25 protein-coding genes are annotated in these 25,701 nt (G+C 70.4%); 16 read left to right on the top strand and 9 right to left on the bottom strand.

Annotated features, from left to right (window positions below):
* Positions 1-26: 26 nt before the first annotated feature.
* From ACFVKT_RS33265 to ACFVKT_RS33255, 3 genes are all read right to left on the bottom strand, one after another.
* Positions 27-839: a thioredoxin domain-containing protein gene (locus ACFVKT_RS33265; RefSeq protein WP_385738489.1), complete on the bottom strand. Its 813-nt coding sequence runs from the start codon at positions 837-839 to the stop codon at positions 27-29.
* Between the two features lie 143 nt (positions 840-982).
* Entirely contained in the window at positions 983-1,672 is a 690-nt protein-coding gene (locus tag ACFVKT_RS33260) for a hypothetical protein (RefSeq protein ID WP_385738487.1), read from the bottom strand.
* A gap of 67 nt (positions 1,673-1,739) precedes the next feature.
* Positions 1,740-3,068, bottom strand: a complete 1,329-nt coding sequence (locus ACFVKT_RS33255; protein ID WP_385738485.1) for a DUF2252 domain-containing protein — start codon at positions 3,066-3,068, stop codon at positions 1,740-1,742.
* A gap of 303 nt (positions 3,069-3,371) precedes the next feature.
* Between ACFVKT_RS33255 and dnaE the strand changes: the two genes are divergently transcribed.
* A complete protein-coding gene (gene dnaE / locus ACFVKT_RS33250) occupies positions 3,372-6,908 on the top strand; it encodes a DNA polymerase III subunit alpha (protein ID WP_385738483.1) in 3,537 nt (1,178 codons plus the stop codon).
* 111 nt (positions 6,909-7,019) lie between these two features.
* Here dnaE and ACFVKT_RS33245 read toward each other — a convergent pair whose 3' ends face one another.
* A complete protein-coding gene (locus tag ACFVKT_RS33245; protein WP_385738481.1) occupies positions 7,020-7,199 on the bottom strand; it encodes a hypothetical protein in 180 nt (59 codons plus the stop codon).
* Positions 7,200-7,422: 223 nt separating this feature from the next.
* On the opposite strand from ACFVKT_RS33245, the gene ACFVKT_RS33240 reads away from it, so the two are divergent.
* The 4 genes from ACFVKT_RS33240 to ACFVKT_RS33225 all read left to right on the top strand — a co-directional run bounded on the left by ACFVKT_RS33240 (position 7,423) and on the right by ACFVKT_RS33225 (position 11,675).
* Positions 7,423-8,637 carry an NYN domain-containing protein gene (locus ACFVKT_RS33240; RefSeq protein WP_385738479.1) on the top strand — a complete coding sequence of 405 codons (1,215 nt, stop codon included), beginning with the start codon at positions 7,423-7,425 and terminating at the stop codon, positions 8,635-8,637.
* A 450-nt stretch (positions 8,638-9,087) separates the two neighbouring features.
* Positions 9,088-10,062 carry an ABC transporter ATP-binding protein gene (locus ACFVKT_RS33235; RefSeq protein WP_385738729.1) on the top strand — a complete coding sequence of 325 codons (975 nt, stop codon included), beginning with the start codon at positions 9,088-9,090 and terminating at the stop codon, positions 10,060-10,062.
* A gap of 97 nt (positions 10,063-10,159) precedes the next feature.
* On the top strand, positions 10,160-10,984 hold the full coding sequence (locus ACFVKT_RS33230; RefSeq protein WP_385738477.1) for an ABC transporter permease: 825 nt from the start codon (positions 10,160-10,162) through the stop codon (positions 10,982-10,984).
* 34 nt (positions 10,985-11,018) lie between these two features.
* Positions 11,019-11,675: an AAA family ATPase gene (locus tag ACFVKT_RS33225; RefSeq protein WP_385738475.1), complete on the top strand. Its 657-nt coding sequence runs from the start codon at positions 11,019-11,021 to the stop codon at positions 11,673-11,675.
* Between the two features lie 505 nt (positions 11,676-12,180).
* On the opposite strand, the gene ybaK is transcribed toward ACFVKT_RS33225, so the two are convergent.
* From ybaK to ACFVKT_RS33205, 4 genes are all read right to left on the bottom strand, one after another.
* Positions 12,181-12,684, bottom strand: coding sequence for a Cys-tRNA(Pro) deacylase (gene ybaK, locus ACFVKT_RS33220; RefSeq protein WP_385738473.1), 504 nt, complete (start codon positions 12,682-12,684; stop codon positions 12,181-12,183).
* A gap of 31 nt (positions 12,685-12,715) precedes the next feature.
* Positions 12,716-13,456, bottom strand: coding sequence for an LON peptidase substrate-binding domain-containing protein (locus tag ACFVKT_RS33215; protein WP_385738471.1), 741 nt, complete (start codon positions 13,454-13,456; stop codon positions 12,716-12,718).
* Positions 13,457-13,467: 11 nt separating this feature from the next.
* Positions 13,468-14,487: a hypothetical protein gene (locus ACFVKT_RS33210; RefSeq protein ID WP_385738469.1), complete on the bottom strand. Its 1,020-nt coding sequence runs from the start codon at positions 14,485-14,487 to the stop codon at positions 13,468-13,470.
* Positions 14,488-14,752: 265 nt separating this feature from the next.
* The gene (locus tag ACFVKT_RS33205) at positions 14,753-16,333 is read right to left on the bottom strand and encodes an oxidoreductase (RefSeq protein ID WP_385738467.1); all 1,581 of its coding nucleotides are present in this window, start codon (positions 16,331-16,333) and stop codon (positions 14,753-14,755) included.
* A gap of 224 nt (positions 16,334-16,557) precedes the next feature.
* On the opposite strand from ACFVKT_RS33205, the gene hisD reads away from it, so the two are divergent.
* The 11 genes from hisD (at position 16,558) to ACFVKT_RS33150 (ending at position 24,616) form a co-directional block, all read left to right on the top strand.
* Positions 16,558-17,877: a histidinol dehydrogenase gene (hisD, locus tag ACFVKT_RS33200; protein ID WP_385738465.1), complete on the top strand. Its 1,320-nt coding sequence runs from the start codon at positions 16,558-16,560 to the stop codon at positions 17,875-17,877.
* Positions 17,874-18,983 carry a histidinol-phosphate transaminase gene (locus ACFVKT_RS33195; RefSeq protein WP_385738463.1) on the top strand — a complete coding sequence of 370 codons (1,110 nt, stop codon included), beginning with the start codon at positions 17,874-17,876 and terminating at the stop codon, positions 18,981-18,983. Before hisD ends, ACFVKT_RS33195 begins: the two co-directional genes overlap by 4 nt.
* Positions 18,980-19,573 (top strand): imidazoleglycerol-phosphate dehydratase HisB, encoded by a 594-nt coding sequence (hisB, locus tag ACFVKT_RS33190; protein WP_385738461.1) that lies wholly within the window; start codon positions 18,980-18,982, stop codon positions 19,571-19,573. The genes ACFVKT_RS33195 and hisB overlap by 4 nt, the downstream gene beginning before the upstream one ends.
* A 4-nt stretch (positions 19,574-19,577) precedes the next feature.
* Positions 19,578-19,742 (top strand): hypothetical protein, encoded by a 165-nt coding sequence (locus ACFVKT_RS33185; protein WP_385738459.1) that lies wholly within the window; start codon positions 19,578-19,580, stop codon positions 19,740-19,742.
* Positions 19,739-20,389, top strand: a complete 651-nt coding sequence (gene hisH, locus ACFVKT_RS33180; RefSeq protein ID WP_385738457.1) for an imidazole glycerol phosphate synthase subunit HisH — start codon at positions 19,739-19,741, stop codon at positions 20,387-20,389. Before ACFVKT_RS33185 ends, hisH begins: the two co-directional genes overlap by 4 nt.
* 3 nt (positions 20,390-20,392) lie before the next feature.
* On the top strand, positions 20,393-21,121 hold the full coding sequence (priA, locus tag ACFVKT_RS33175) for a bifunctional 1-(5-phosphoribosyl)-5-((5-phosphoribosylamino)methylideneamino)imidazole-4-carboxamide isomerase/phosphoribosylanthranilate isomerase PriA (RefSeq protein ID WP_385738455.1): 729 nt from the start codon (positions 20,393-20,395) through the stop codon (positions 21,119-21,121).
* Positions 21,118-21,516, top strand: coding sequence for a RidA family protein (locus tag ACFVKT_RS33170; RefSeq protein WP_385738453.1), 399 nt, complete (start codon positions 21,118-21,120; stop codon positions 21,514-21,516). Before priA ends, ACFVKT_RS33170 begins: the two co-directional genes overlap by 4 nt.
* Positions 21,513-22,268, top strand: coding sequence for an imidazole glycerol phosphate synthase subunit HisF (gene hisF, locus ACFVKT_RS33165; RefSeq protein ID WP_385738451.1), 756 nt, complete (start codon positions 21,513-21,515; stop codon positions 22,266-22,268). The genes ACFVKT_RS33170 and hisF overlap by 4 nt, the downstream gene beginning before the upstream one ends.
* A gap of 171 nt (positions 22,269-22,439) precedes the next feature.
* Positions 22,440-22,580, top strand: a complete 141-nt coding sequence (locus ACFVKT_RS33160) for a hypothetical protein (protein ID WP_385738449.1) — start codon at positions 22,440-22,442, stop codon at positions 22,578-22,580.
* A 169-nt stretch (positions 22,581-22,749) separates the two neighbouring features.
* The gene (locus ACFVKT_RS33155; RefSeq protein ID WP_385738447.1) at positions 22,750-23,337 is read left to right on the top strand and encodes a helix-turn-helix domain-containing protein; all 588 of its coding nucleotides are present in this window, start codon (positions 22,750-22,752) and stop codon (positions 23,335-23,337) included.
* 37 nt (positions 23,338-23,374) lie between these two features.
* Positions 23,375-24,616: an MFS transporter gene (locus ACFVKT_RS33150; protein WP_385738727.1), complete on the top strand. Its 1,242-nt coding sequence runs from the start codon at positions 23,375-23,377 to the stop codon at positions 24,614-24,616.
* Positions 24,617-24,636: 20 nt separating this feature from the next.
* On the opposite strand, the gene ACFVKT_RS33145 is transcribed toward ACFVKT_RS33150, so the two are convergent.
* A complete protein-coding gene (locus tag ACFVKT_RS33145) occupies positions 24,637-25,272 on the bottom strand; it encodes a TIGR03085 family metal-binding protein (protein ID WP_385738445.1) in 636 nt (211 codons plus the stop codon).
* Positions 25,273-25,701 lie beyond the last annotated feature (429 nt).

Raw genomic sequence — 25,701 nt, 5'->3', positions numbered from 1 at the left:
GCCGGGCGGCGAGTCGGCCGGACCCGTCAGGCCTTGAGCGCCGCGTCGATCGCCGTGGTGAAGTCGGCCACCGTCATCGGCGCGTTCTGGCCGTCGGAGCCGGTGAGCGTCTTGCCGTCCATCTTCAGGGTCGGCGTGCCGGTCACTCCGCTGTCGTCGAACTTGGCGGACATGTCCAGCGCCCACTTGTCGTAGGTGCCGTCCTTGACGGCCGTCTGGAACTTGGTGTTGTCCTTCAGCGCCGGTACGGTGTCCGCCACCTCGATCAGGTACGAGTCGTTCTTGAACTTGTCGTCGGTCTCCTCGGGGTGGTACTTCGTCGAGTACAGCGCGGTCTTGTACGCGAGGAAGGCATCGGGGCTGACGTTCAGCGCGGCGCCCATGGCGCTGAGCGCGTTCTTGGAGCCCTCACCGCCCAGGCTGTTGTCGAGGAACGAGGCGCCGATGTACTGGATCTTGTAGTCGCCGTCCTCGACGCCCTTGTCGACGGTCGCGCCGACGGTCTGCTCGAACTGGGCGCAGATCGGGCAGCGCGGGTCCTCGTACATCTCGAGGGTCTTCTTGGCGGTGCTCTTCCCGATGACGACGGTCGTGCCGTCCGTACCCGTGGTGTTGGCCGGCTTGACGAGCTTGTCGTCCTTCGCGGCCTCCCAGTAGCCGGGCTTGTTGCCCTGTACGACCGCGTAGCTGATGCCGCCGGCTATCGCGAGGACGCCGACGATGGAGAAGGCGACGATGACCTGGCGCTTGACCTTGTCGCGCTTGGCCTGACGCTCGCGCTCGACGCGCAGGCGCTCACGGGCCGCCGTCTTCGCGGCCTTGCTGTTCCGCTGACTCATGTTGGTGATCTCCATGTGGGACGCGCACACGTCGTACGCGGGATACGTATGGGGGACTGCAGGTGCTCGGATGCTGTCGCTCAGGCGGGCTTGGTCACGCGGGAGCGGTTCTCGCACAGGCGGGCTTGCTCAGGCGGGCTTGCTCACGCGAAAGCGACGGAACTCGGCGGTCCGCGCCGTCCCAGGGAGTGCACGAACAGGCGGGTGCGGGCGGTGGCCGTCCGGCGCGTGGGGCGCGGCAGCCGGCGGACCGGTGCGAGCAGCCGTACGGTCACCGCGGCGACCGCGATCAGCAGCGGCCGGAAGGTGGACGCGGCCGCCGCGTGCAGGAGCTGTTCAAGGGCACGCTCGCCGCGGCGCAGCCAGGCGGCCGCGAGGAGTCCGACGCCGATGTGCGCGCCGAGCAGCAGCCACGCGGCGGTCGGGTCGGTGTGGGTGAGCAGGGCGGCGGCGCGGTCGCCGCCGGTGCCGGTCACCCGGGTCAGCGGGGTGCCTACGGTGCCGCCGCCGCACAGCAGGTCGAAGCCGACCGAGCGCAGCGGTCCGGCGACCGGGCCGCCCGCCCTGCCGTAACAGACGTGCTGGCCCGTGGTGAAGACGGTGTCGGCGGCCAGCTCCAGCGGTATCAGCAGAGCGGCGATCCGCCCGAAACCGCGCTCGCGGCCGCCGAGGGCGTAGGCCAGGACGAAGACGGCGGCGGCTATCGCGGCCACCGTCCCCATCGGCAGCGGGACCCGGGAAAGCAGCACGTGCGACGCGGTGCTGAGCGTCACGACCATGGCCGTGAACAGCACCGCGCGAACGGCTCTGAGGTGGGTCCCGGATATGTCCATAGCGGGGAGAGTGTGTCACGTGCTCCTGTAAGGGACCCCTAAAGGGTCCCTGTGAGTTAGGTGCCCGCTACAGACCCGGAATCCGTCCGTTACGGAACAGGTCCACGAAGATCTGGTGGTCGGCGCGGGCGCGGGCGCCGTAGGTGTGGGCGAAGTCGACCAGGAGGCCGGCGAAAGCGTCCTCGTCGGCTGCGATCGCGGCGTCGATGGCTCGCTCCGTGGAGAACGGGACCAGCTCCGAGTGGCCGCTCTCGTCGTCCGCCGCCGCGTGCATCGTGGCCGTGGCGCGGCCGAGGTCGGCGACGACGGAGGCGATCTCCTCGGGGTCGTCGATGTCGCCCCAGTCCAGGTCCACCGCGTACGGCGACACCTCGGCGACCAGCTGGCCGGCGCCGTCCAGCTCGGTCCAGCCGAGCCACGGGTCGGCGTGTGCCTGGAGGGCGCGCTGGGAGATGACCGTGCGGTGGCCCTCGTGCTGGAAGTAGTCGCGGATCGAGGGGTCCGTGATGTGCCGGGAGACGGCGGGGGTCTGGGCCTGCTTGATGTAGATCACCACATCGTTCTCCAAGGCGTCGGTGGCGCCCTCCAGAAGGATGTTGTACGACGGGAGTCCCGCCGAGCCGATACCGATACCGCGGCGGCCGACGACGTCCTTCACGCGGTAGGAGTCGGGGCGGGTGAGCGAGGACTCCGGCAGGGTCTCCAGGTAGCCGTCGAAGGCGGCCAGCACCTTGTAGCGGGTCGCGGCGTCCAGCTCGATGGAGCCCCCGCCGGGTGCGAAGCGGCGCTCGAAGTCACGGATCTCGGTCATCGAGTCGAGCAGCCCGAAGCGGGTCAGTGAGCGGGCGTCGCGCAGCGCGTCCAGGAGCGGGCCGTCGGCGGTGTCCAGCGTGAAGGGCGGCACCTCGTCGCTCTTGGCGCCGGTGGCGAGGGCGTGGATCCGCTCGCGGTAGGCGGCAGCGTAGGTGTGCACCAGCTCGGTGATCTGCCCGTCGCTGAGCGCCTTGGCATAGCCGAGGAGTGCCACGGAGGCGGCGAAGCGCTTGAGGTCCCAGGTGAAGGGGCCGACGTAGGCCTCGTCGAAGTCGTTCACGTTGAAGATCAGGCGGCCCTGGGCGTCCATGTAAGTGCCGAAGTTCTCGGCGTGCAGGTCGCCGTGGATCCACACGCGCGAGGTGCGCTCGTCCAGGTACGGTCCGCCCCGCTTCTCCTGCTCCAGGTCGGAATAGAACAGGCCCGCCGTGCCCCGGTAGAAGGCGAAGGCGGAGGCCGCCATCTTGCGGAACTTCACGCGGAACGCGGCCGGGTCGGCGGCCAGGAGCTCGCCGAAGGCGGTGTCGAATACGGCGAGGATCTGCTCGCCGCGTTGCTCGTCGCTGAGCTGCGGGACCGACATCGCTGGGTGCCTCCTGGTGCAGGTGATGCAAGACGTGTGGGACATGTGTGTCCGTCCACTCATAACGTGTGACGGAACGCCGGAGTGCCCGGATTTCCCGGACGAAGGTACGCCTTCGGTGCCCGAGTACCCGCATGAAGGTACGTGTGATCGGCCCGCCCGTCACCCGGCCACCGCCCCTCATCGTGACGCTTCGCGCCGCGGTACTCGTCTCAAGTGTCAGTGCCCCGGCATAGACTTCGACGCTGTCCCCCCAGACTGTCCGCAGCCTGTCGCCCAGCGTTTCCTCAGGAGGCCGAAGCCGTGTCAAAGCCGCCGTTCACGCACCTGCACGTCCACACCCAGTACTCGCTGCTGGACGGTGCCGCGCGGCTGAAGGACATGTTCAATGTCTGCAATGAGATGGGCATGACGCACATCGCGATGTCGGACCACGGCAACCTGCACGGGGCGTACGACTTCTTCCACACGGCCAAGAAGGCCGGCGTCACGCCGATCATCGGGATCGAGGCGTACGTCGCCCCCGAGTCGCGCCGCAACAAGCGCAAGATCCGGTGGGGCCAGCCGCACCAGAAGCGCGACGACGTGTCCGGTTCGGGTGGTTACACGCACAAGACGATCTGGGCGGCGAACAGCACGGGCCTGCACAACCTCTTCAGGCTGTCCTCGGACGCGTATGCCGAGGGCTGGCTGCAGAAGTGGCCGCGCATGGACAAGGAGACCATCTCCCAGTGGTCGGAGGGCCTCATCGCCTCCACCGGCTGCCCCTCCGGCGAACTCCAGACCCGGCTGCGGCTGGGCCAGCACGACGAGGCGCTGAAGGCGGCCGCCGAGTACCAGGACATCTTCGGCAAGGACCGGTACTTCCTGGAGCTGATGGACCACGGCATCGAGATCGAGCGCCGGGTCCGCGACGGCCTGCTGGAGATCGGCAAGAAGCTCGGCATCCCGCCCCTGGTGACGAACGACTCGCACTACACGTACGCGCACGAGGCCACCGCGCACGACGCGCTGCTGTGCATCCAGACCGGCAAGAACCTCTCGGACCCGGACCGCTTCCGCTTCGACGGCACCGGCTACCACCTGAAGTCCACGGACGAGATGTACGCCATCGACTCCTCGGACGCCTGGCAGGAAGGCTGCGCCAACACGCTTCTGGTGGCCGAACAGATCGACACCAGCGGCATGTTCGAGGCGCGGAACCTGATGCCGAAGTTCGACATCCCCGAGGGCTTCACCGAGGTCACCTGGTTCCAGGAGGAGGTCCGCCTCGGGATGAACCGCCGCTTCCCCGGCGGTGTCCCGGACGACCGGCAGAAGCAGGCCGAGTACGAGATGGACGTCATCATCCAGATGGGGTTCCCGGGGTACTTCCTCGTCGTCGCCGACTTCATCATGTGGGCCAAGAAGCAGGGCATCGCGGTGGGCCCGGGCCGTGGCAGCGCGGCCGGTTCGATCGTCGCCTACGCCATGGGCATCACCGACCTCGACCCGATCCCGCACGGTCTGATCTTCGAGCGGTTCCTCAACCCAGAGCGCGTCTCCATGCCCGATGTCGACATCGACTTCGACGAGCGCAGGCGCGTCGAGGTGATCAGGTACGTGACCGAGAAGTACGGCGCCGACAAGGTCGCCATGATCGGCACCTACGGAAAGATCAAGGCGAAGAACGCCATCAAGGACTCGGCGCGCGTGCTGGGTTACCCGTACGCCATGGGCGACCGGCTCACCAAGGCGATGCCCGCAGACGTCCTCGGCAAGGGCATCGACCTCAGCGGCATCACCGACCCCGCGCACCCGCGCTACGGCGAGGCCGGCGAGATCCGCGCGATGTACGAGAACGAGCCGGACGTGAAGAAGGTCATCGACACCGCCAAGGGCGTCGAGGGCCTGGTCCGGCAGATGGGCGTGCACGCAGCCGGCGTGATCATGTCCAGCGAGCCGATCGTCGACCACGCCCCGGTCTGGGTGCGGCACACCGACGGCGTGACCATCACGCAGTGGGACTACCCCCAGTGCGAGTCGCTCGGCCTGCTGAAGATGGACTTCCTGGGCCTGCGCAACCTCACGATCATGGACGACGCCGTCAAGATGGTGAAGGCCAACAAGGGCATCGACCTCGACCTGCTGGCCCTGCCGCTGGACGACCCGACGACCTTCGAACTGCTCCAGCGCGGCGACACCCTCGGCGTCTTCCAGTTCGACGGCGGCCCCATGCGCTCGCTGCTGCGCCTGATGAAGCCCGACAACTTCGAAGACATCTCCGCCGTCTCGGCGCTCTACCGTCCCGGCCCGATGGGCATGGACTCGCACACGAACTACGCGCTCCGCAAGAACAAGCTGCAGGAGATCACGCCGATCCACAAAGAGCTGGAGGAGCCTCTCGAAGAGGTTCTGGCGGTCACCTACGGCCTGATCGTCTACCAGGAGCAGGTGCAGAAGGCCGCCCAGATCATCGCCGGGTACTCGCTCGGCGAGGCCGACATCCTGCGCCGGGTGATGGGCAAGAAGAAGCCCGACGAGCTGGCGAAGAACTTCACCATCTTCCAGGCCGGCGCCAAGAAGAACGGCTACAGCGACGAGGCCATCCAGGGCCTGTGGGACGTACTGGTCCCGTTCGCCGGATACGCGTTCAACAAGGCGCACTCCGCCGCGTACGGCCTGGTCTCGTACTGGACCGCGTACCTGAAGGCGAACTTCCCCGCCGAGTACATGGCGGGGCTGCTCACCTCGGTCAAGGACGACAAGGACAAGTCCGCGGTCTATCTGAACGAATGCCGGCGCATGGGCATCAAGGTGCTCCCGCCGAACGTCAACGAGTCGGAGCAGAACTTCGCGGCGCAGGGCGACGACGTGATCCTCTTCGGCCTGTCCGCCGTCCGTAACGTCGGTACGAACGTGGTCGAGTCGATCATCAGGAGCCGCAAGGCCAAGGGGAAGTACGCCTCGTTCCCCGACTACCTCGACAAGGTCGAGGCCGTCGCCTGCAACAAGCGCACCACCGAATCGCTGATCAAGGCGGGCGCGTTCGACACGATGGGGCACACCCGCAAGGGCCTCACCGCGCAGTTCGAGCCGATGATCGACAACGTGGTGGCGGTGAAGAGGAAGGAAGCCGAGGGGCAGTTCGACCTCTTCGGGGGCGGCGACGAGGACACGAACGAGCCCGGCTTCGGACTCGACGTCGAGTTCACCACCGAGGAGTGGGACAAGGTCTATCTGCTCGCCCAGGAGCGCGAGATGCTCGGCCTGTACGTCTCCGACCACCCGCTCTTCGGCCTGGAGCACGTGCTGTCCGACAAGGCCGACGCGGGTATCTCCCAGCTCACCGGCGGCGAGCACGCGGACGGCGCGGTCGTGACCATCGGCGGCATCATCTCGGGCCTCCAGCGCAAGATGACCAAGCAGGGCAACGCCTGGGCGATCGCCACCGTCGAGGACCTCGCGGGCTCCATCGAGTGCATGTTCTTCCCGGCCACCTACCAGCTGGTGTCGACCCAACTCGTCGAGGACGCCGTGGTGTTCGTCAAGGGACGCCTCGACAAGCGCGAGGACGTGCCGCGGCTCGTCGCGATGGAGCTCCAGGCCCCTGACCTGTCGAACGCGGGCACCAACGCGCCGGTGATCCTCACCATCCCGTCGGTGAAGGTCACCCCGCCCATGGTGAGCCGGCTCGGTGAGATCCTCAGCCACCACAAGGGCGAGAGTGAGGTCCGCATCAAGCTCCAGGGCCCGCTCAAGACCACGGTGCTGCGGCTCGACCGGCACCGGGTGAAGCCGGATCCGGCGCTCTTCGGTGACCTGAAGGTGCTGCTCGGACCGGCCTGCCTGGCGGGCTGAACCGGCGGCTGACCGACGTACGCGAGGGGCGCATCCGAATGGGGATGCGCCCCTCGCGGTGTGCCTGGGCCTCAACGGCCCTGCCGGGCTTCAACAGCCCTGCACCAGACCTTAGTTGTGGCCGAAACGCTTCTGGTGCTTACGGGCGACATCCGCGGGGCTGCCCTGGGTCTGCGGCATCGGCGACTGCTGCGCCTCCGTCGAGGACCGCTCGGCCTGCTCCTGCGCACGCTCGGCCTGCGAGGAGCGGTCCTGCTGGCCGCCCTGCTTGCGGTTCTTGTTCTTGGCCATGGTGATTGCCTCCTACGGGGGTTCTAGGGGCCAGGGCCGGGACCAGACTCACATAGGCTGAGAAGAGCCGCATTTCGGAGAATTACCGTGCGTAATAAGCCCTGTCGGAGCGTGATATCCCGATACGCCACGCCGAAGATCGAGTTCCGGCCGTTAACCTCCGCGTGGTCGGGCAGACTCGAAGGAAGCCCAAAGCAAACCTCCCGGAAAGAGGGTGGACCGCGTGGACCGCTGCATCGTCCTGGTGGACGCCGGGTATCTGCTCGGGGCTGCTGCCAGCCTCCTCGCCGGGGACTCGTCCCGCTCCCGGATCACCGTCGACCACGCCGCCCTCATCCAGGGCCTGCGTGAGCGCGCCGAGTCCGACACCGAGCGCCCGCTGCTGCGCATCTACTGGTTCGACGGCGCCCCCGACCGTGTACCCCAGCCCGAGCACCGCAGGCTGCGGGTGATGCCGCGGGTCACGGTGCGGCTCGGCGCCCTGACCCGTAGCGACGGGCGGTGGGCCCAGAAGGGCGTCGACGCCGCCATGCACGCCGAGCTGACCGAGCTGGCCCGCAACCGCGCCTGCTCGGACGTGGTTCTGGTGACCGGCGACGGCGATCTGCTGCCGGGCATGATGGCCGCCAAGGAGCACGGGGTCGCCGTACACCTGTGGGCCGTGCAGGCGGCCGACGGGGACTACAACCAGTCCGAGGACCTGGTGGCCGAGGCCGACGAGCGTCGGGTGCTCGACCGGGTCTGGATCACCAAGGCCGTACGCGCCAAGGAGCTCGGCGGGGTCTGCGCGCCGCCGCCCGTGCCGCGCCCCGAGATCGCCGCGATCCTCTCCGCACCCTTGCCCGAGTCGCACGGCTCCGCGGCCGATCGGCCGGCGCCCGAGACGGAGCACGCCTCGGCGGCCGAGTCCGCGAACGGCACCGAGGAGCGGGCGCCCGCGCCCAAGGGCGTCCCCACCCCGAAGGACCTGGCCGCGCTGCGCGGGCCCGGCACACAGCCCGCCCAGCACCCCGCGAGCGCGACCCTGCGCTGGTCCTCCGACAAGGGCTGGGTCGAGCGCCCCGGGGGCACCGCCGAGTCCGCGGAGGCCGCCTCGCTGCCCACCCTCGCCCAGCTCACCTCGGCCGAGCAGCGCTGGGCGGACCGTGAGGAGGACATCACCACGGTCGGCGGCGATCCGTACGAGGTGGGGCAGGTCTTCGCGCGCCGCTGGATGGAGCGGCTCACCGACCAGAGCCATCTGCAGAAGCTGTCCACGATGTACCCCCGTGTTCCGCACCGCGTGGACGGCGAACTGCTGCGCTACGCCGCCCGCTTCGGGCTGCTCACACACAAGGACGACCAGATCGACGAGCACGACCGGTATGCGATCCGGGCCGGATTCTGGCGCGAGATCGACGTACGTACGGCGGCGGAACACGCGCCTGTGGGGGAGTGAGCGGAGGCCCCCTGGCGGCGGCTGGGACGGCCCGATCGGTATGCGGTGCGGGGTGGGGTTCTGGTGCTGGGTCGAGGTGTGTGCGGCGGCCGAGTACGCGCTTGTGGGGGAGTGGGCGGGGGCTGTGGCTCGCTGTTGGTGACGGCTGGGGCGGCCCGATGGGTGTGCGATCCGGGGCGGGGTTCTGGTGCTGGATCGACGTGCGTACGGCGGCGAGCACGCGCCTGTGGGGGAGTGAGCGGAGGGTCGCGGCCCGTTTCTGGCGGCGGCTGAGACTGGCCCCGGCCGTGGTGGGCAGGCCTTTCGAGGGTCGGGCGGGGGCCCGGGGCGGCCCCGCGGCGGGGTGGGCCGCGGCCCCGCGCTCATATCGGGGCATCGGACCCCGTAGTCTCGTCCATCGTGAGTACGCGCACGGCAAGGGCAGTCCGCCACGGGCACAGAGGCGATCTGGTGTGCGCGGTGCGCGGGCTCACCAAGACCTACCCGGCCACGCGCGGACGACGCGGCACCCCTGGTACGCCGGAGGTGCGGGCCACCGACGGGGTACGTCTGGACATCCGGCGCGGTGAGATCTTCGGGCTGCTCGGGCCGAACGGCGCCGGCAAGTCGACCCTCGTACGGCAGCTCACCGGGCTGCTGCGCCCCGACAGCGGCAGCGTGGACATCCTCGGGCACGACATCGTGCGCCACCCCGAGCGGGCGGCGCGGCTCCTCGCCTACCTCGGCCAGGAGTCCACCGCCCTCGACGAGCTGACCGTCTCGCTCGCCGCCGAGACGACCGCGCGACTGCGCGGGCTCGAACTCCGTGCGGCGCGGGCCGAGCGGGACGCCGTACTCGACGAGTTGGGGCTCACCCCGATCGCCTCCCGCCCCCTGAGCAAGCTGTCCGGCGGTCAGCGGCGCCTCGCGTGTGTCGCCGCCGCCCTGGTGGGGGAGCGGTCGCTGCTCGTCCTGGACGAGCCGACCACGGCCATGGACCCCGTCGCCCGCCGGGCCGTCTGGGCGGCCGTCGACCGGCGCCGGGCCGAACGCGACACGACCGTACTGCTGGTCACCCACAACGTCATCGAGGCCGAGACCGTCCTGGACCGGGTCGCCGTCCTGGACCGGGGCCGGGTCATCGCCTGCGACACCCCGGCCGGGCTGAAGGAGAAGGTCGCGGGCGAGGTGCGCGTCGAACTCGTCTGGCGCGAGCGCGCCCCGCTGCACGTCCCCGAGGTCGCCGCGCTGCGCGAGCGCGCCGTCGAGTCCGGCCGGCGCTGGACCCTGCGGCTCGCGCCCGAGGAGGCCCGCGCGGCCGTCGCCACGGTCACCGGTGGCGCGGCCTTCGCCGCCCTGGACGATTTCACGCTGGCCACCCCGAGCCTGGAGGATGTGTATCTTGCGCTGGGCGGGGCCGCCACACAGGGGCTGGTGAAAGCGTGAGGGCGGGTGTCCTGAGTGTGCGGGGCGTGGAATCCGTACGGACTGTCGTGGGTCCCGAGAGCAGGACTGCTGCCGGAGCGAAGAGGAGCAGCTCGACGTGAGTGTCGTACCCGCTGAGGTGCTGCCGGGCAGTGCGCTGTCCGTGGCCGAGGACATCGCCGAGGCCGCGGAACCACTGGGCCCCCGGGCACGGCTGTGGCCGTCCATGGCCGCCGTGTACCGGGCGCAGCTGTCCCGGGCGCGCGTCGCACGGATCCCGCTGCTGTTCGTGGCCACCTTCCAGTCCGTCGGGATCATGGTCCTGATGCGGGGCGTGGTGGACGGCGGCGGCGAGGCGCAGGCCGTGGTGGCCGGGTCGGCGGTGCTCGTGGTGGCCTTCGTCGCGCTCAACCTGCTGGCCCAGTACTTCGGACAGCTCCGTGCCGGCGGCGGGCTCGACCACTACGCGACGCTGCCCGTGCCGCCGACCGCGGTCGTGCTCGGTGCCGCGGGCGCGTATGCCTCCTTCACCGTGCCCGGGACCATCGCCACCGCCGTCTGCGGCTGTCTGCTCTTCGGGCTGCCGATGGCCAACCTGTGGGTGCTCGTCCTGGTGATCCCGCTCGCGGGCGCCGCGCTCGCCGGGCTCGGGGCGGCGTTCGGACTGCTCGCGCCGCGACCCGAACTCGCCACGCTCCTTGGACAGTTGGGGATGTCGGCGGCGCTGCTCCTCGGGGTGCTGCCGGCGGACCGGTTGCCGACGGTCGTGCAGTACGCGCGGGATCTGCTGCCCTCGACATACGGCGTCGACGCTTTCGCGCGGACCTTCGACGCGCATCCCGACTGGGCCGTCGTCCTCGGGGACCTGGCCGTCTGCGCGGGTGTCGGGGTCGCGTCGCTGGCTCTGGCGACCTGGGCGTACCGCCGGGCGGCCGTCCGGTGACGCGGCTGACAGACGGGCCTGGCACGATGTCAGGGTGACCGCTCCGCTGACTCCGCCTCCGCCGCCGAATGACCGGCCCTCGCACGACCCCTGGCAGGTTCCGCCCGCCGATGGTGTGGCGGGGGCCGCCGGCTATGAAGAGGACGGCCCCGGGATGACGACCGAACTGCGAGACGCGGCCGTGATCGCGGTGGCCTTGGCGCTCGGTGGGGTGCTGCTCGGGGTGCTGTGGTGGTGGCTGGCGCCTTCGGTGCCGTTGGTCGCGGACGACAGCGCCGTGTACCTCAAGGACTCCGAGGGGGAGCAGGCCATCGGGGTCGACGGAACGTTCACTCTGCTGGCGCTGGCGTTCGGGGCGGTGAGTGCGCTGGTCGTGTTCCTGTGGCGGCGGCGTGGGGGTGTTCCGCTGGTTGTCGGGCTTGCGGTCGGGGGAGTGCTCGGGTCGTTGCTCGCCTGGCGGATCGGGATCTGGCTGGGGCCGACGCAGGATGTGGTCGCGCATGCCAAGGAAGTGGGCAAGGGGGCTACGTTCTCCGCGCCGTTGAAGTTGGGGGCGCATGGGGCGTTGCTGGCGTGGTCCCTGGCGGGGCTGGTTGTCCACCTCGGGCTGACCGCGCTGTTCGGGCCGCGGGATCCCGATCCGTTCCTGAGCCCGTATGAGGCTGCGCCGCCTTCGCCGCCGGCTGGGTAGTTGCCAGTTGCCCGGGGTGCGGCGGGCGTAAGGGTTTTTCGCCCCCTCCGCCCCTGCCCGTCCCGTTTCTGGGGGCTGCCGCCCCCAGACCCCCGCTGTCGCGCTGAACGCGCTCGTCCTCAAACGCCGGACGGGCTGGGATTGCTCCTGTGGGTGGGTGGGGATTGGGGCGGCATGGTCTCGTCCTCAAATGCCGGACGGGCTGGGATTGCTCCTGTGGGTGGGTGGGGATTGGGGCGGTGTGGTCTCGTCCTTGAGCGTCGGATGGGCTGGAATTGCTCCTGTGGGTGGGTGGGGATTGGGGTGGTGTGGTCTCGTCCTTGAGCGTCGGATGGGCTGGAAGATCTACCCCGGCCCGGCGTTGAGAGATTTCAGCGCCGGGCGGCTTGATCGGGCTATGCCGGGCGCCTGCCGTGGTTGGCCTTTCTGGTGCGCCATTTGCGTTTTCGGGTTTTCTTCGACATGTCTCTCGTGCTTAGCCGAGGACGGGGTGTACGTCGAGGGGTCAGGCGCGGCCGATGGGGGCGGAGACCGCTGCGGTGAGGGTCAGGAGGTCGGCGGGGGCGAGTTCGACCTCCAGGCCGCGGCGGCCGGCCGAGACACAGATCGTGGGGTGGGCGGAGGCGGAGGCGTCCAGGACCGTGGGGAGCTTCTTGCGCTGGCCGAGGGGGGAGATGCCCCCGCGGACGTACCCCGTGGTGCGTTCGGCGGCCGCCGGGTCCGCCATGGTCGCGCGCTTGCCGCCCACCGCCGTGGCGAGGGCCTTGAGGTCCAGGGTGCCCGCGACGGGGACGACCGCGACGGTGAGTGTGCCGTCCACGTCGGCCACCAGCGTCTTGAAGACGCGCTCGGGAGAGACGCCCATCGCCTCCGCGGCCTCCTCGCCGTACGAGGGGTGCGCGGGGTCGTGCTCGTAGGCGTGCACTGTGTACGAGACGCCCGCCGCCGTCAGGGCCACCGTCGCCGGGGTGCCCCCGGCCTGCTGCTGCTTCTTCGACTTCTTCGCCATCGGCCTTCTCGGATGCGTCGGTGGAGACTCGTCAGTTGAGGCTCGTCGGGCCGCGGGTCAGGTCCGCCGCCGGCAACGACGGCAGATGACGGATGATCGCGGTCTCCGTGCGCAGGAGTTTCAGCTCCGCGCGCAGGCGGGCGGCCGTGTCCGTGGCCTGGAGAAGCTGTTGCTTCGCCGGGATGTCGAGCATGACGGCGGCCGCGACGAGGTAGGAGACGACCGCAGGCTCGTCCGGAAGGTCGGCGCCGGTGGACAGCGAGCGCTCCCGGGCGCCCGCCAGCCGCTTCTGGTACTGGCGGAAGGCCCGCAGGACGCCCTCGGCGAGCGCGCCGGCCTCCTCGCCGGGGTCCTCGGGCAGTTCCTCCAGCTCGGCTGTGAGGAACTCGCCGGAGGCGTCGACGGAGAGGAGCCTGACGCGCGTAGTGCCCGTCGCCAGTACCTCGAAGCTGCCGTCGGCGCGCTCCCGGATGGTTGCCGCGTCCGCGACGCAGCCCACCTCGTGGAAGGCCTTGGCCGGATCGTCGCCGAAGCCGGCGGCGGGCCCGCGCCGGGGGACGGTGGTCTGGTCCGGCATGCCGGGTGCGGTGGGCGCGACCTCGTGGCCGTCGCGGATGGCGACGACGGCGAACCGGCGCGGTTCGTCCTCCGGGGTCTTCAGCAGGCTGCGCATCATGGCGCGGTAGCGCTCCTCGAAGATGTTCAGAGGAAGCACGAGCCCCGGGAACAGAACCGAGTTCAGGGGGAAGAGCGGGAGCCGCACGGTGGTCACGACGGGAGAGCCTAATGGTCGCCGGAGTGGGCGGGTCCGAAATGCTCACTCCGTGGATGCAGCGGCATGCCCGCGGCGACTTCCAGACGGACGCCGTCGCGCAGTTCCAGGAACTGGCCCAGGGGGTCGTCCGAGACCCGGTCCCAGGGGAACGAGGTCGCGTACGGGCCGATCGCGCGGAGCTGTTCCAGGGCGTCCTCCCAGCGCTCCAGCCTGACCAGGACGTACGTGAGGAGGTTGCGTACCTCCGCGGGCCAGGCGTAGCCGGCGGCGTACGTCGCCGAGACCGCGATCGCGAGGTCGGCCGCCGCGTCGAGGCGCTCGCGCGGCACCACGGCGCCGCCGCCCTCGGTCAGATAGGCGAAGGCGGCGCGCACCGGCAGCGCCTGCACGAGGGAGCCGGGCAGCGCGTCCTGCGCGGCCCGCTCGGCGAAGTCGAAGCACTCGCGGTGCGAGCCGTACCAGGCGGCCGACAGATACTGCAGGGCGGCCACATGACAGCCGTAGTGGTGCGGGGAACGGCGCACGGCCTCGCCCCACAGCTGCCCGAACTCGGTGTGCCCGGCGTTCGTGCCGCGGGCCTGGTCCAGTGCGATCCGCCAGGGCACCGGATCGCGCGGGTCGCCCTCGGCGGCGGCGGCGATCAGCGGGCCGACCTCACGCAGCAGCTCGACGCGGGCCGGGGACTCCCAGCCCCGGGACACCGCCAGTTCGGCCTTGACCAGCAGGGCGTCCGGGTCGTGCGGGGAGGCGGCCTGCCACTCCTGGAGCCACTCGTCGCGGGAGCGCGCGAAGGTCGCGAGACGCATCGCGTACCGGTCGCGGTTCTCCCACTCGGCGGCCTCCCGCGTGGTCGTGAGCAGTTTGGCCGCGGGGGCGTACTCGCCACGGCCCGCCGCGACGAGGGCGGGGCCGAGCCGCTCGTCCGGGGCGTCGAGCAGTACCTCCTCGTCGGCCGGCAGTCCGGCGGCGAGGCGCGAGGTGTTTTTGGCCATCCGGGCGGTACGGATGAACGCGCGCAGCAATGCCATGGTGGAGACCATTGAAAGCCGCAGGTCGGGGCTGTACCAGGGAGGTGCGGTGAAGCTTTCGTAACCGCTGATTGGTTGTACGGACACGAGTCAAGGGAAGGTAAAAGGTGACTGTTGTTCCACTGTCAGTGAGCTGTCAACGCTGGTGAGCGAACCGCACGAACCTCAGCCGCATCCCACGGCCTCGGTGGCATCCCATGGCCTCAGCCGCACCGCGCGACCTCAGTCACCCCGCCCAGAACATCAGTCACCCCCGGCCCCAACCTCAGCCGCGCCGCAGCAGCCGGGTCGCCCCCGCCGCCACCGTCGTAGCCAGGATCCAGCCAAGGAGGATCACCACGGCGGCAAGCCACTGCCAGCCGCCGCGCAGCTGCCAGAAGCCCACCTGGCCCAGGTCGATCACCGGAAGCAACAGGTCGAGGGCGAACAGCGACGGGTTCCACGGCGGATGTTCGCCGGTCTTGAGAGGCGGGTGGTCGGCATGCCGGAAGGCGATGGACGTCGCCGCCCACAGCACCGCCATCCACAGGGCGGCCCGCCCCGGCCGGTACCCGTAGGCGACCGTCAGGTCCTGCGCGTACCCCCAGAGCTTGGCGGCGAGCGGCAGTGTCTCGCGACGGCGGCGCTGCTTGGCGAGCAGCACCTCGCGGGCGTCCTCGTCCTCGCCGGAGTTGCGCAGCACGGTGGCCAGGCGCTCGTAGGGCTCCGGGTTGTACTCGGCGGTCGCCGCGGCCACCCACTCCAGCCGCCGGGCCAGCGGGAACGCGCCCTGCGGCACCAGGTTCTCGTAGCCGAAGCCGCCCATGTGCAGGCCACCGGGCCCCGGCCAGCTCGCCGCCCTGTCGACCAGGTTGACCACCTTCGCGCCCGACAGCACCACCTTGCCGCGCTCCGGCCTCTCCCCGAGGAAACGCAGCTCGGGCGTCTGGACCCGGCGCAGCGACAGCTCCTGGTCGTCGTCGAAGGTGAAGCGGGCCCGCTCCATGTCGAGCGCGTCCCCGAACCGCCCGTCGTCCAGGCGGATCCCGCCCTGGCACTCGAACCGCTGCACCACCGTGCCGCGCGCCGGGGTGGTCCCGCCGGTCTGGAGGGGATTGCCGACGGCCGCCGGGGTCATGTAGAGGGTGCGGTTGACGGTGAGCTGCGGGGCGTTCAGTGCGAGGCGGGTGTACGGGTTGGTCAGCCTGCTGCCGCGCAGGCTGAGCGAGACACCGACGCTGGCGCCGCGCAGGCTCAGCTCGCCGTGCGACTCCAGCATCTCGGCCTGAAGGTCCTGCCCCACGGTCATGCCGTCGCCGGTGATCGAACGCCCGCGCCGGTCCCGGTAGACCACGGCCTGGTTGAGCAGCAGATCCGTGCCGATGTGCGCGTCGGTGAGGCGTACGCCGTTGTGGAAGCGGCAGCGCGGCAGATGCAGGTCGCCCTCGGTGTGCACGCGGGCCGCCTCCAGGCGCGGCACCGAACAGTTCACCAGCCGCACGGTCTGGAACCGGGCCTCGGGCAGCAGGATCTCCTTCTCGAACCGGCACGACTTCAGCTCGACGTACGGCACCACGGTCCCGCCCGCCAGCTCGAGCACGTCGGTGATCTGCACGCCGGTCAGCTTCAGGGAGGCGACGCGGCCCTGGAGTGCGGGCGGCCCGTCGAGCAGCAGCCACGCCACGATCCGGGCCCGCACACTGCGCTCGGGACCCCAGGGATGGCCGCCGTGCGGATCGTCGGCGAGCGCGTCGCCGCTGCGCAGGTCGTACACGCTGCCGTTGCGGAAGGACTGCCACATTCCGGCCTCTGCGGCGGTCAGCTCGTCCGGCAGGTCCCCATTGCGGATGCCGGCACCCTCGCTCACGGTTTTCTCTTCCTCCCCAGCTCCAGGCGTCCTCCCCAGCTACTCGCGGGTTTCGGACAACCGTTCAATGCCCGCTGGGTGAGGCCTCGAACGCTAATGGTGAAGCTGATCTTCCGGGGCTTGTATCAGCCACCGACATCGGAGGCTTGTATCAGCCATTGATACGCGCGTCCGGCGCCCGATCGCCGTCTGAGAGAATTGGACCCGTGCTGCAACATTTCTCTTTGGCCCGAATCGATCTGCGCGGCGACGCCCTCCCCGAGGGGGCCGCCCTGCGCGACCTGCTGCCCCGAGCCGACTTCGACGTCTCGGCCGCCCTGGAGAAGGTGCGTCCGATCTGCGAGGCCGTGCATCATCGGGGCGACGCGGCGCTGATCGACTTCGCCGAGAAGTTCGACGGCGTACGCCTGGAGTCGGTACGGGTCCCGGCCCAGGCGCTCAGTGACGCGCTGGAGCAGCTCGACCCGGCGGTGCGCGCGGCCCTGGAGGAGTCCATCCTGCGTGCCCGGCTCGTCCACCGCTCGCAGCGACGTACGACGCACACCACACAGGTCGTGCCCGGCGGCTCGGTCACCGAGAAGTGGGTGCCGGTGGACCGCGTCGGGCTGTACGCCCCCGGCGGGCGCTCCGTCTACCCCTCCTCCGTGATCATGAACGTGGTGCCCGCGCAGGAGGCCGGCGTCGAGTCGATCGCCCTGGCTTCGCCCGCCCAGGCGGAGTTCGGCGGACTCCCGCACCCCACGATCCTCGCCGCCTGCGCGCTGCTCGGCATCGACGAGGTGTACGCGGCCGGTGGCGCCACCGCCGTCGCGATGTTCGCGTACGGCACCGAGTCCTGCCCGCCCGCCAACATGGTCACCGGCCCCGGCAACATCTGGGTCGTCGCCGCCAAGCGCTACTTCACCGGAAAGATCGGCATCGACTCCGAGGCCGGACCCACCGAGATCGCGGTCCTCGCGGACGACACCGCCGACCCGGTGCACGTCGCCTCCGACCTGATCAGCCAGGCCGAGCACGACCCGCTGGCCGCCGCCGTCCTCGTCACGGACTCCGTGGCGCTCGCGGACGCGGTCGCGAAGGAGCTGGAACCGCAGGTCGCGGCCACCAAGCACATCGAGGACCGGATCGTGCCGGCCCTGAACGGCAGGCAGTCGGCGATCGTCCTCGTCGACGGCATCGACGAGGGCCTGAGGGTCGTCGACGCGTACGGCGCCGAGCACCTGGAGATCCAGACCGCGGACGCCGCGGCGGTGGCCGACCGGGTGCGCAATGCGGGCGCGATCTTCGTCGGCCCCTGGGCGCCGGTGTCACTGGGCGACTACTGCGCGGGCTCCAACCACGTGCTGCCGACCGGCGGTTGCGCCTGCCACTCCTCGGGGCTGAGCGTCCAGTCCTTCCTGCGCGGGATCCACATCGTGGACTACACGCGCGACGCCCTCGCCGACGTGGCCCGCCACGTGGTGACGCTCGCGGAGGCGGAGGATCTGCCCGCACACGGCGCTGCGATCAAGGCACGCTTCGGATGGAAGGTGCCGGGCCAGTGACCTTCGGAATCGACGACCTCCCGGTCCGCGACGAGCTGCGCGGCAAGACCCCCTACGGCGCGCCCCAGCTCGACGTCCCCGTACGCCTCAACACCAACGAGAACCCGTACCCGCTGCCCGAACCGCTCGTCGAGCGGATCGTCGAGCGGGTCCGCGAGGCCGCCCGCAACCTCAACCGCTACCCCGACCGTGACGCGGTCGAGCTGCGCACCGAGCTGGCCAAGTACCTGACGAAGACCGGCAAGTACCCGGTCGCCACCGAGAACGTCTGGGCGGCGAACGGCTCGAACGAGGTCATCCAGCAACTGCTCCAGACCTTCGGCGGACCCGGCCGGACAGCGATCGGCTTCGAGCCCTCGTACTCGATGCACGCGCTCATCGCGCGCGGCACCGGAACGGGCTGGATCTCCGGCCCGCGCAGCGAGGACTTCACGATCGACCTCGCCGCAGCCGAGCAGGCCATCGCCGAGAACCGGCCGGACGTCGTCTTCATCACCACCCCCAACAACCCCACGGGCAACGCGGTCCCGCCTGAGACGGTCCTCGCGCTGTTCGAGGCCGCGCAGGCGGCGAAGCCCTCGCTGGTGGTGGTCGACGAGGCGTACATCGAGTTCAGCCACGGCGACTCGCTGCTGCCGCTGCTCGAAGGTCGGCCGAATCTCGTCGTCTCACGGACGATGTCGAAGGCGTTCGGCGCGGCCGGACTGCGCCTCGGCTATCTCGCCGCGCACCCGGCGGTCGTCGACGCCGTCCAGCTCGTACGGCTGCCCTACCACCTGTCGGCCGTCACCCAGGCGACCGCCCTGGCCGCCCTGGAGCACACCGGCACCCTGCTGGGATACGTCGAGCAGCTGAAGGCCGAGCGGGACCGGCTGGTCGCCGAACTGCGCGCGATCGGCTACGAAGTGACCGAGTCGGACGCCAACTTCGTGCAGTTCGGGCGGTTCGCCGATGCCCACGAGGTCTGGCAGAAGATCCTCGACCGGGGCGTCCTGGTCCGGGACAACGGCATCCCCGGATGGCTGCGGGTCACCGCCGGAACCCCCGCCGAAAACGACGCGTTCCTGGACGCGGTCCGTGAACTGAAGAAGGAGCAGAGCGCATGAGCCGCGTCGGAAGAGTTGAGCGGGTGACCAAGGAGACCTCGGTCCTCGTCGAGATCGATCTCGACGGAACGGGCAAGGTCGATGTGGCGACAGGTGTCGGCTTCTACGACCACATGCTCGACCAGCTCGGCCGGCACGGTCTGTTCGACCTGACGGTGAAGACCGAGGGCGATCTGCACATCGACTCGCACCACACCATCGAGGACAGCGCCCTCGCGCTCGGCGCCGCCTTCAAGCAGGCGCTCGGCGACAAGGTGGGGATCTACCGCTTCGGCAACTGCACGGTCCCGCTGGACGAGTCGCTCGCCCAGGTGACCGTCGACCTCTCCGGCCGCCCCTACCTCGTGCACACCGAGCCCGAGAAGATGGCGCCGATGATCGGCGAGTACGACACGACGATGACCCGGCACATCTTCGAGTCCTTCGTCGCGCAGGCCCAGATCGCGCTGCACGTGCACGTGCCCTACGGGCGCAACGCGCACCACATCGTGGAGTGCCAGTTCAAGGCGCTGGCCCGCGCGCTGCGGTACGCCTCCGAGCGTGACCCGCGCGCCGCCGGCATCCTCCCGTCCACGAAGGGTGCGCTGTAAAGCCATGACAGGCCTCAACACCATCCTCATCGTCGTCGGGCTCTTCCTCCTCGGCGGCGTCTACTCCTTCGTCAAGCAGAAGATGCCGATGAGCCTCATCGTGCTGCTCTCCATCGGCGCCGCGATGTGCCTCGTGGCGGGGGTTCTCCGGTTGGAGGTGTGGAATTGACCAGCTCCGCAAGGAAGCGGAAGGTCGTCGTCTTCGACTACGGCTTCGGGAACGTACGTTCCGCCGAGCGGGCCCTTGCCCGCACCGGCGCCGAGGTCGAGATAACGCGTGACTACGACAAGGCCATGAACGCCGACGGGCTGCTGGTGCCGGGCGTCGGCGCGTTCGCCGCCTGCATGAAGGGCCTGCGGGAGGCGCGCGGTGACTGGATCGTCGGCCGGCGCCTGGCCGGTGGCCGCCCGGTGATGGGCATCTGCGTCGGCATGCAGATCCTCTTCGCGCGCGGCATCGAGCACGGCGTGGAGACCGAGGGCCTCGACGAGTGGCCCGGCACGGTAGAGCCGCTGCAGGCCGAGATCGTGCCTCACATGGGCTGGAACAACGTCGAAGTCCCGGCGGGCTCGCAGCTCTTCGCGGGGGTGGACGCCGACGCGCGCTTCTACTTCGTGCACTCCTACGCCGTCCACGACTGGGCTCTGGAGGTCGGGAACCCGCTGATACGGGCACCCCTGGTGACCTGGTCCACGCATGGCAAGCCCTTCGTGGCGGCCGTCGAGAACGGCGCCCTGTGGGCCACCCAGTTCCACCCCGAGAAGTCCGGCGACGCCGGAGCCCAGCTGCTCACCAACTGGATCGGAACCCTGTAGACAATGGCCAAGCTCGAACTCCTCCCCGCCGTCGACGTCCGTGACGGACAGGCTGTCCGCCTCGTCCACGGCGAGTCCGGTACGGAGACCTCCTACGGCTCTCCTCTGGAGGCCGCGCTGGCCTGGCAGCGGTCGGGCGCGGAGTGGCTGCACCTCGTCGACCTGGACGCCGCGTTCGGCACCGGCGACAACCGCAAGCTGATCGCCGAGGTCACCGGCGCCATGGACATCAAGGTGGAGCTGTCCGGCGGCATCCGCGACGACGACACCCTCGCCGCCGCGCTCGCCACCGGCTGCACCCGTGTCAACCTCGGCACCGCCGCCCTGGAGACCCCCGAGTGGGTCGCCAAGGTCATCGCCGAGCACGGCGACAAGATCGCGGTCGGTCTCGACGTACGCGGCACGACACTGCGCGGCCGCGGCTGGACCCGTGACGGCGGCGACCTCTACGCGACGCTGGAGCGCCTCAACTCCGAGGGCTGCGCGCGGTATGTGGTGACGGACATCGCCAAGGACGGCACACTCCAGGGCCCGAACCTGGAACTGCTGCGTGATGTGTGCGCGGCGACCGACCGCCCGGTCGTCGCCTCGGGAGGCGTCTCCTCCCTGGACGACCTGCGTGCCATCGCCGAGCTCGTGCCCCTCGGTGTCGAGGGCTCGATCGTCGGAAAGGCCCTGTACGCCAAGGCGTTCACGCTGGAAGAGGCCCTGGAAGCGGTGGCTGCCCTGTGAGCGGCGTACGGCGTATCCAGACCGGCGCGCCCTGGGAGGAGGCCTTCGGGTACTCCCGCGCGGTGGAGCTGCCGAACGGCCTGGTGCTCGTCGCCGGCTGTACCTCCGTGATCAACGGGGAGATCGCCGCCGGCGGCCCGTACGAGCAGACGGTCAACTCCTTCAACGTGGCGTTCGCGGCGCTGGAGGAGCTCGGCCTCGGCCGTGACGACGTCGTCCGCACACGTATGTACATCACCCATGCCCGGGATGTGGAGGACATCGGCCGCGCCCACAAGGAGCTGTTCGACTCCGTGCGCCCCGCCGCATCGATGATCATCGTCTCCGGTTTCGTGGACCCGAGTCTGGTCGTCGAGGTCGAGGTGGAGGCGTACCGGGGAGAGTCGGCGTCATGACCCTCGCCGTACGAGTCATCCCCTGTCTGGACGTCGACAACGGCCGGGTCGTCAAGGGCGTCAACTTCCAGAACCTGCGCGACGCGGGCGACCCCGTCGAGATGGCCAAGGTGTACGACGCCGAGGGCGCCGACGAGCTGACCTTCCTGGACATCACGGCCTCCTCCGGCAACCGCGAGACCACGTACGACGTGGTGCGCCGCACCGCCGAGCAGGTCTTCATCCCGCTGACCGTGGGAGGCGGTGTCCGCACCGCCGAGGACGTGGACAAGCTGCTGCGGGCCGGGGCGGACAAGGTCGGGGTCAACACGGCGGCGATCAACCGGCCCGAGCTCATCCGGGAGATCGCGGAGCGGTTCGGGCGGCAGGTGCTTGTGCTGTCGGTCGACGCGCGCCGTACCCCGGAGGGGTCCTTCGAGGTCACCACCCACGGCGGGCGCCAGGGCACCGGCATCGACGCCGTCGAGTGGGCGCACCGGGCCGCCGAGTTGGGCGCGGGCGAGATCCTGCTCAACTCGATGGACGCGGACGGCACGAAGGACGGCTACGACATCGAGATGATCGAGGCCGTACGCAAGCACGTGACCGTTCCGCTGATCGCCAGCGGCGGCGCGGGGCGGCTCGCCCACTTCCCGCCGGCCATCGCCGCGGGCGCCGACGCGGTGCTCGCGGCGTCCGTCTTCCACTTCGGGGATCTGCGCATCGGCGAGGTGAAGGAGACGTTGCGGGGGGCGGGGTATCCCGTTCGTTAGTTCGGCCCTTCACTCCTGGTAGTGAGCGCGGTAGTGGTCGGGGTTCCGGTGTGCTTACGGAGCTCGAATGCCCGGAATCTACGAGGAGGCGTCCTCGCGGGCGGCGACGTTCCTCCACACCGCCCTGAGACTGAGGCCGTTCACCGACTACAACGCCTCGATCGGTGTGGCGTGCGCCTGGGAGTACTGGAGCAGTCCGGCACTCCCCTCGACCTGCCGAACGGCGAGGCCGCGAAACTCATCGCCGACATCCGCAGCGACGAGGCGGATCTCACGGAAACCGCACGCCTGCTCCGCGGCTGGGCCGCCTGAGAAAGCCAGTCGGGAGCCCCGGTCACTTGGTGGCCGGGGCTCAGTTGCGTGCGGGTGCGGGTGCGGGTGCGGGTGCGGGTGCGGGTGCGGGTGGGTTGCGGGTGGGATGTAAAAGGAAAGTTGCGCAATTTTAGTTGCGCAACTTTCCTTTCGTATCTAGGGTCGAGGCATGGCAAGCAAGGAGGACCGCCGGATCACGGACGTGGGCACGCTCAAGGCCCTGGGGCATCCGCTGCGGATGAAGCTGTACCGGTCGTTGATCGTGACCGGTGCCGCGACCGCGTCCCAGCTGGGCGAGCAGGTCGACGAGGCGCCCTCACTGGTGAGTTACCACCTGCGCAAGCTCGCCGAGCACGGGCTGATCGAGGAAGCCGAGCCGCGCAGCGGGGACGGCCGGGAGCGCTGGTGGGAGCCCGCCTCGGACGGCGTGAGCGTCCGCGGCGGGGACTTCCGGGACGCGCCCGAGAAAGAGGCCGCGCACCTGGCTTTCACCCGGCTCTTCCACGAGCAGCGCACCGATCTCTACCGGCACTACCTGGACGAGCGCGCCACCTGGCCCACCGAGTGGAACGACGCCGCGGCCGACTCGGAGGCCACGCTCCGGCTGACGGCCGCCGAACTCGACGCGCTCAAGGACGAGTTGCTCACGGTCATCAGGAAGTACGACGACCAGGGCCGCGCCGACGAAGCGGCCGGTGCCACCGAAGGGCGCGAGAACGTCGCGCTGCACGTGTACGGCTTCCCGTTCCGCCCCTGAGAGTCCTGTGACTCCTGAGAGGACGCGTTCCGTGACCATGACCGCCGCACCCCAGGCACCGATAGCCACCGACAGGCCCGCCCACCGCGACGGCAACGTGCTGCGCTGGCTCGGTGCCTACGCCTCGTCGATGATCGGCGACAACGTCTACTACATCGCGCTGTCCTGGGCGGCCGTCCAGGCCGGTACGCCCTCGCAGGCCGGGTTGGTGATGGCCGTGAGCGCGGTGCCGCGGGCGCTGCTGATGCTGGGCGGGGGAGTGGTCGCCGACCGCTTCGGGCCGCGGAAGGTCGTCATCGGCAGTGACGCCGTGCGCTGCGTGGCCGTCCTCGCGGTGGCCGCGCTGCTGTTCACGGCGAGCCCCGGGCTGTGGCCGCTGGCACTGCTCGCCGTCGTCTTCGGCGCCGTCGACGCGGTCTTCATGCCCGCGGTGGGCGCCCTCCCCGCCCGCGTCACCAGCCACGGCCAGCTCGCCCGGGTCCAGGGCATGCGGGGCCTCGCGATCCGCCTGGCCAACGTGGTGGGCGCACCGCTCGGCGGCCTCTGCGTGGCCCTCGGGGGCGCGGCGGCGGCCTTCGGCCTGGCGGGAATGCTGATCGCCGTGTCGGTGCCGCTACTGGTCTCCGTACGCATGAAGGACCTGCCCGCCGACGACGAGGTCGCGCGGCGCACGCCGTGGCGCGACCTCCGGGACGGGCTGCGGTACATCCGGCGCCACAGCGTCCTCGCCCCGCTCATCGTCGCCATCGCGCTCGGCGACCTCGGCTTCGTCGGCCCGCTCAATGTGGGCCTGACCTTGCTGGCCGACCAGCGCGGCTGGGGCGCCTCCGGGATGGGCTGGGTACTCGCCGGGTTCGGGACCGGCGCGGGGGCCGCCGGCATGTTGCTGACCGTGCGGGGCCGGCTGCCGCACGCCGGGCGGGTGTCGGGGGTGGCGATCCTGGCGGGGGCGGCCGCGATCGGTTCGCTCGCGTACGTCCCCACGGTCGCCGCCGCCGTCGCAGTCGCCCTCCTCATCGGACTGCTCGCGGGGCTCAGCGGCGCCCTGTGCGGCGCGCTGCTGCAGACCCAGGCGGACCCCGCCTACCTCGGCCGGGTCAGCTCCGTCTCCGGCATCGTCAGCCTCGGCCTCGCCCCGCTCAGCATGCCGCTGACCGCCGCCGCGATCGGCTGGTGGGGCACCGGGCCCGTCTTCGTCACCAGCGCGGTGGTCTGCGGGCTCGGCGGGGTGCTCGCCCTGAGCGTCGCGCCGCTGCGCCGCGCCGAGCTTCCCAAGTAGCCGAGCCGTCGAGACAGCGGTCAGATCCCGAGCTGCTTCGCCTCGTGCAGTTTGGCGATCGCGTCCTTGTCGCCCTCCAGCTCGACATCGGCCACCTGCTGCCGCCCGAACACGAACATCAGCAGCTCCGAGGGCTCGCCGGTCACCGTCACGACCGGCGTGCCCTTGTGTGCGACCGCCGTCTGGCCGTCCGGCCGGCGCAGCACCAGGCCCGTCGGGGCCCCGCGGCCCGTCAGCCGGGCCGTGCGCTCCAGGCGGGACCACAGGGCGTCCTGGAAGACCGAGTCCAGCGCCCGCGGTGTCCAGTCGGGCTGGGCACGGCGTACGTCCTCGGTGTGGACGTAGAACTCGATGGTGTTCGCCGCCTCGTCGATCTGCTTCAGGGAGAACGGGGAGAAGCGCGGCGGACCCGTACGAATCAGCTGGATCAGCTCCTCGTACGGCTTCTCGGCGAACTCCGTCATCACCCGCTCGAGACGGGGCGCGAGAGGTTTGATCCACGTTCCGCCCGCGGCATCCGCGCGGCGCTCGCGTATCACCACGTGGGCGGCGAGATCACGGGTGTTCCAGCCCTCGCACAAGGTGGGGGCGTCCGGGCCCTCGGCCTCCAACAGGTCGGCGAGGAGAAGTCGTTCACGCTTTGCATGGGTCGACATGCCAGCAAGCCTACGACCGCGCCACCGGTCCGCCCAGTGGACGGCGGCCAGTAGAGGCCGCGGGACGGGCGCTGCGGACAAATGTCGAGCCGCGTCTCCGGTCCTGCTCGCGGACGACCGGCGTGCCGCGTCGGGCTGTGCCTGCGGACAAATGAGCCGCGCCCCTGGTCGTGCCCGTGGATGACCGTCGTGCCCTGCCCTGCCCGGTCCGGGCCTGCGGACAAATGTCGAGCCGCGCCCCGGGGCCTGCCCGTGGATGACCGTCGTGCCGCGCCCGGTCCGGCCTGCGGTCAGAGGCCGAGCCGTGCCGCGGTCCCGCCTGTGGACGAACGTCGAGCCAATGCCCCGGCCCCGCCTGTGGACAACCGGTGAGCCCTGCCCCGGTCCGGCCTGTGGACAAACCGCGGGCCGTGTCCGGTCCGGCCTGTG

Origin of the sequence: Streptomyces sp. NPDC127595, assembly GCF_042671685.1 — a bacterium.
GTDB lineage: Bacteria > Actinomycetota > Actinomycetes > Streptomycetales > Streptomycetaceae > Streptomyces.
Note: the sequence above shows the minus strand (reverse complement) of the source record. Positions and strands in the feature narration are given on the sequence as shown.

What these genes read in the sequence shown, in the direction of transcription:
- ybaK (WP_385738473.1), bottom strand. Translation starts at nt 12,684, where the DNA reads ATGGCGAAGAAGTCGAAGAAGCAGCAGCAGGCCGGGGGCACCCCGGCG.
- hisF (WP_385738451.1), top strand. Translation starts at nt 21,513, where the DNA reads ATGACCCTCGCCGTACGAGTCATCCCCTGTCTGGACGTCGACAACGGC.
- ACFVKT_RS33265 (WP_385738489.1), bottom strand. Translation starts at nt 839, where the DNA reads ATGAGTCAGCGGAACAGCAAGGCCGCGAAGACGGCGGCCCGTGAGCGC.
- ACFVKT_RS33260 (WP_385738487.1), bottom strand. Translation starts at nt 1,672, where the DNA reads ATGGACATATCCGGGACCCACCTCAGAGCCGTTCGCGCGGTGCTGTTC.
- priA (WP_385738455.1), top strand. Translation starts at nt 20,393, where the DNA reads ATGGCCAAGCTCGAACTCCTCCCCGCCGTCGACGTCCGTGACGGACAG.
- ACFVKT_RS33150 (WP_385738727.1), top strand. Translation starts at nt 23,375, where the DNA reads ATGACCGCCGCACCCCAGGCACCGATAGCCACCGACAGGCCCGCCCAC.
- ACFVKT_RS33145 (WP_385738445.1), bottom strand. Translation starts at nt 25,272, where the DNA reads ATGTCGACCCATGCAAAGCGTGAACGACTTCTCCTCGCCGACCTGTTG.
- ACFVKT_RS33245 (WP_385738481.1), bottom strand. Translation starts at nt 7,199, where the DNA reads ATGGCCAAGAACAAGAACCGCAAGCAGGGCGGCCAGCAGGACCGCTCC.
- ACFVKT_RS33155 (WP_385738447.1), top strand. Translation starts at nt 22,750, where the DNA reads ATGGCAAGCAAGGAGGACCGCCGGATCACGGACGTGGGCACGCTCAAG.
- ACFVKT_RS33255 (WP_385738485.1), bottom strand. Translation starts at nt 3,068, where the DNA reads ATGTCGGTCCCGCAGCTCAGCGACGAGCAACGCGGCGAGCAGATCCTC.
- ACFVKT_RS33210 (WP_385738469.1), bottom strand. Translation starts at nt 14,487, where the DNA reads ATGGCATTGCTGCGCGCGTTCATCCGTACCGCCCGGATGGCCAAAAAC.
- ACFVKT_RS33185 (WP_385738459.1), top strand. Translation starts at nt 19,578, where the DNA reads ATGACAGGCCTCAACACCATCCTCATCGTCGTCGGGCTCTTCCTCCTC.
- hisB (WP_385738461.1), top strand. Translation starts at nt 18,980, where the DNA reads ATGAGCCGCGTCGGAAGAGTTGAGCGGGTGACCAAGGAGACCTCGGTC.